This window comes from Micromonospora sp. D75, from assembly GCF_018070405.1.
Lineage (GTDB): Bacteria > Actinomycetota > Actinomycetes > Mycobacteriales > Micromonosporaceae > Micromonospora > Micromonospora chalcea.
Genome location: NZ_JAGPXV010000508.1, coordinates 1 through 4469, shown reverse-complemented (window position 1 = coordinate 4469; position 4469 = coordinate 1). Strand labels below are relative to the sequence as shown.

General features: G+C 72.7%; 3 protein-coding genes. 2 read left to right on the top strand and 1 reads right to left on the bottom strand.

Features of this window, described 5'->3' with window-relative positions; genetic code table 11:
* Together KBX39_RS24265 and KBX39_RS24260 are read left to right on the top strand one after the other, a co-directional pair.
* The coding region (locus tag KBX39_RS24265) for a hypothetical protein (RefSeq protein WP_210872666.1) at positions 1–604 on the top strand (604 nt) is incomplete at its 5' end.
* Complete coding sequence (locus tag KBX39_RS24260) at positions 601–3432, top strand: right-handed parallel beta-helix repeat-containing protein (RefSeq protein WP_210872664.1); 2832 nt, start codon at positions 601–603, stop codon at positions 3430–3432. The genes KBX39_RS24265 and KBX39_RS24260, both read left to right, overlap by 4 nt.
* Positions 3433–3519: 87 nt before the next feature.
* Here the strand turns inward: KBX39_RS24260 and KBX39_RS24255 are convergent.
* The coding region (locus tag KBX39_RS24255; RefSeq protein WP_210872663.1) for a family 1 glycosylhydrolase at positions 3520–4469 on the bottom strand (950 nt) is incomplete at its 5' end.

The following is a 4469-nucleotide window of genomic DNA, read 5'->3' as shown; positions in this document are numbered from 1 at the left end:
CAAGGAAGCCGCCAACGAGGCGATCAAGAACTTCGAGAAGCTCACCGCGGAGAACCTCATGGCGGCCAAGCAGAAGCGTGCCGCGAAGCAGACGGTGGTCGACAACATCAAGCTGCTGACCGCGGCCCGCGAACAGCTCGACGAGGACTGGATCGACAAGCTCTTCGCCCGCGGCGCCGAGGCGGCGGGGAACTGGCGTGGCATCGGCGCGTCCGGCGACTACCGGGCCACCGACTGGGACTGGATGAAGGAGAACGTCCTCGACCGAGGGCTCGACACGCGGGCCGAGGCGGCCAAGGAGCAGTCCAGCAAGCTCTACGACGAGCTCTTCCCCACGCTCGTGGAGGAGAGCACCAACGCCTTCGCCCAGCTGACCGATGATCCGGGCACGCTGGCGAAGTTCAACGAGGAGCTGGAGAAGGCCTCGGAATCCCTGGAGTCGCTGCTGGCGACCGAGGAGGAATACGTCAAGGACCTGGCCGAGGGACCCTACAAGCAGACGGGCCTCGCCGCGTTCGCACTGGTCAGAGACGCGGTCCAGGTGGGCTTCAAGCTGCTCGCGGACAAGACGGAGGAAGCCGACGACGAGGTGAAGAAGTCATGACCGACCTCTTCGTCGCGGCGGGCGGCCCGGCCGGCGACGGCACCCGGGCCCGGCCGTTCCACGACCCGTGGCTCGCGCTGCGGCAGGCTGCGCCCGGCGACCGCATCCACATCGCGGCGGGCACCTATACCGGGCGCGGCGAGCGCTCCTCGTGGGTCGTCGACACCCCCGAGCTGACCCTGCTCGGCGGATACAGCCCCGACTTCTCCCGCCGTACCCCCTGGCAGACACCGACGGTCTTCGCGGCAAAGACCGGCCTGCGCGTCCCGAACGAGCCGAACATGCTCCAGGGCATCGGCGGCCACGACGGCCTCGTCCTGGACGGGCTGTTCTTCGACGGGGCCGGGCGCGACGACTACGACGAGCAGGGCGGCCTGCAGCGCGCCTCCTACGGGGACGGCCCGCTGGTGAGCCTGCGCGGCGAGCGCATCACCGTCCGCGACTGCTGCTTCGCCAACGGCAGCTCCGGCGCCGTCGAGCTCGGCGGCGACTCCGTGGTCTTCGAGAACAACATCGTCGTCAACTGCGTCGGCCTCAGCCTGCTCACCGTCCGCGACGGCGCCCCCGAGACCCCGGCCGCGGTCAGCCGCAACACCTTCGCCTTCGCCCACGACGACTCCGACCCACCGCGCGGCTCCGGCGCCGACCGGGCCGTGGGCGTACGGGTCAACGGCGCTGCCGCGATCGCCGACAACGTCTTCGTCGGCTGCGGCAACGCGGCCGTCGCCTGCCTGCGCGACGTCGGGCAGATCGCCATCGACCGCAACCTGTTCTTCGCCACACCGCGCGACATCGTGCGCAGCCGGGTGCCGGGCGCGGAGGCCGAGCTCACCGAGGAGTACGCCGCGGAGCTCGAAGACGTCGGCCTGCGCTCGGCGGCCGGCAACACCGTCGGCGACCCACAGCTGACCGGGCTCCCGGCGGCGTGGCTCGACACGTACACGGTGGACGTCGCCGTCACGTACGAGCGCCCGCCGATCGCCGCCCTCAACGCGCTGCGGAAATCGGCCGGCCTCGGCGAGCTGCCGTCCACATCAGACCACGATGTTCAGCGGCCCGTCATGCGCCGGCTCGCCCCGGCCGAGGTGCTCGCCCTCGCGGTCGGCGCGGCGCCGGGCGCGCACCCCGCCGACCTGGCGGCGCCGGAGCCGTTCACCGAGCCCCCGGCCGGTCCGGTGTACCAGGCCGTCGACTGGGCGCGGCTCTACGAGGCCGACCCGGCGCTCGCCGGAGCCCCGGTGCAGGTGCGGGCCGGGGTCGGCTTCGACCAGAACACGCAGATCCTCCCCGAGCTCGCGGAGACGCACATCGGCGTCGCCGTCTACGAGCCCGGCACCGACAACAGCCCGTGGTGGGCGCTCGCCCCGCGCTACGGCCTCGTCCATCACCAGACCGAGGAGGCCGTACGGTATTCGCGCGGCCTCGACGTCGAGTCCACGTACCTGCTCCGCGGCACGTACCGTCTCACGCCGCCCGGCGGGCGTCAGAGCGCCACCATCGTCCTCGACTCCCTCGCGCCCGTGCTCGACGTCACGGCCCCCGAGCCGCCCCGGCCGGCCGGCCGCGACTGGTTCGTGCGGGCCGGATCCTCCGGCGGGGACGGCAGCCGCGAGGCGCCGTTCCGCGACCCGTTCCAGGCTCTCGAAAAGGCCGCCGAGGGCGACCGCATCCTCGTCGCCGCAGGTGAGTACACGGGCCGCCTGCGGTCGGGCACATGGCGCATCCCCGTACGCAACCTGACGCTGCTGGGCGGGTGGGACGCCGAGTTCGCCGCGCGCGACCCCTGGCGGCACCCCGTGCGCTTCGTGCTCACTCCGGAGACCAAGGCGAAGGGCATCTTCGGCGATCCGGTGCTCACCGGCGAGGACTCGGGGGAGGGCCTCATCCTTGACGGGTTCATGTTCGACGGGGCGACCTACAACGCGTACGCCGACAGCGGCGCCCTCGACGCGGGCCATTCCCAGTCGGCGGCGCTGCTCGACCTGCGCGGCGGCAGCGGCGGCATCACCGTGCGCAACTGCGTCTTCGCCAACGCGGCGTACTGCGCCGTGCAGCTCAGTGCGGCGTACGGGACGTTCGAGAACAACGTGGTCGTCAACACGAGCGGCACCGCCGTCCGTGTCCAGGCACCCGGCGCGGGCCCCTGGACCATCCGCGGCAACACGGTCCTGTTCGCCGCCGACCCCACCGGCCGGGCCTCGACCGGGCAGTCCACGACCGGCTGCCTGCTGGACCTCTCCGGCCGGGGTGTCATGCGGATCGAGGCCAACGTGCTCGCCTTCGCCGACAGCATCGCCGTCCGCGCGACCGTGCCCGACCAGAACCTGCTGCTCGACGGGAACGTGCTCGCCGCCAACCTGTACGCCGACCTCCACGACGGCCGCCACGTGCTCGTCGACGCCGAGAACCGCGACCGGGTGTTCCGCGACGCCCCGTTCGGCGCTCAGACCGGAACCCGGTTCGAGCTGCCGGCGATGCCGGTCGACGCCGCGTACGCCGACCAGGCCGTCGGCCGCCTCTCGGCGCTGGCCGCCGCGATGCCGAAGGACGGGCTCAACGCCGCCGCGGCGGCGCTCGGCGTCCCGATCACGGCGCCGAAGACGGAGGCACCCGTCGAGGCGGCGCCCCCGGAGCCGAAGAAGGAACCGTCAGTGGCCGACCTGCTCGCGGACCTCGGCCGGGCCCGCAAGGCGTTCGAGGCGAAGGACGCGGCCCCGCCGGCCACAGACACTCCGCTGTACTGCCCGGTCTATCCGGTCGAGGCGGCGCTGAGGCTGGCCCTCGACGCCCCGCCAGGCGAGCCCGGCGCCCACGCCCAGCCTTCATGATCGAAGAGCCCGACTCCACCGAAACCGGGGCGGTTCGGTGCCGGGTGACCGCGCATACCGTTGCCGCCACGAGCCGCAGGCGGCGCTTCAGGCGGAGGTGCGTTCCCGCCACGCCCGCAAGCGGTCACGCAGCCAGTGGTAGCTGGCCTTGGGCGTACGGGATCCGGTGGCGTAGTCGACGTGGGCCAGACCGAAGCGGGGCCCGTACCCGCGGGCCCACTCGAAGTTGTCGATGAGCGACCAGTAGAAGTATCCCCGCAGATCGAGCCGGTCGTCGACGGCGGCCGCACGGGCCGCCGCCGCCAGGTGCCCGGCCACGAACGAGATCCGTTCCGGGTCCGGCTCGGGTCCGTCCCGCAGGTCGGCGCAGCCGTTCTCCGTCACGTACACGGCAGGCAGGCCCGGGTAACGGTCCGCGAGCCCGGTCAGGGTGTCGAACAGCCCTTGCGGCTCCACCGGCCAGCCCAGGTCGGTGGTGGGCAACCCGTCCGGCCGTAGCTGCCGGACCCCGATGTCGAACGCGCTGCGCAGCGCCGGTTCGGGCTGCTCGTACGGGGCGTCGGCGACGTGCACCCGGTAGTAGTAGTTGACACCGAGGAAGTCCAGCGGCGTGGAGATCACCGCCAGGTCACCGTCCCGGCGGAACGACAGATCGCTCACCCCGGCGTAGAGCCGCTCGAACCCGGGCGGGTACGCGCCGCCCAGCACCGGATCCGTGAACTGCCGGTTGAGCATGAGGTCCTGCCGATCCGCCGCCGCCCGGTCGGCCTCGGTATCGCTGGCCGGCACGGCGGGGGAGAGGTTGAGCGTGATGCCGACGCGCGACCGCGGGCCGGCGGCGGACCGGACTGCGGCGACCGCCCTGCCGTGCCCGAGCAGCAGGTGGTGGGCGGCGGCCAGAGCGCCATGTCCTTCGGCGGTGCCGGGAGCGTGCCGGCCCTCCGCGTAGCCGACCATCGACGAGCAGTACGGCTCGTTCAGCGTGATCCAGTCCTGGACCCGGTCGCCGAGGACGCCCGCCACCGCGGCGGCGTACT

Bases quoted from the DNA above. Each gene is read 5' to 3' on its own strand.
- KBX39_RS24260 (WP_210872664.1), top strand. From the start codon at position 601: ATGACCGACCTCTTCGTCGCGGCGGGCGGCCCGGCCGGCGACGGCACC.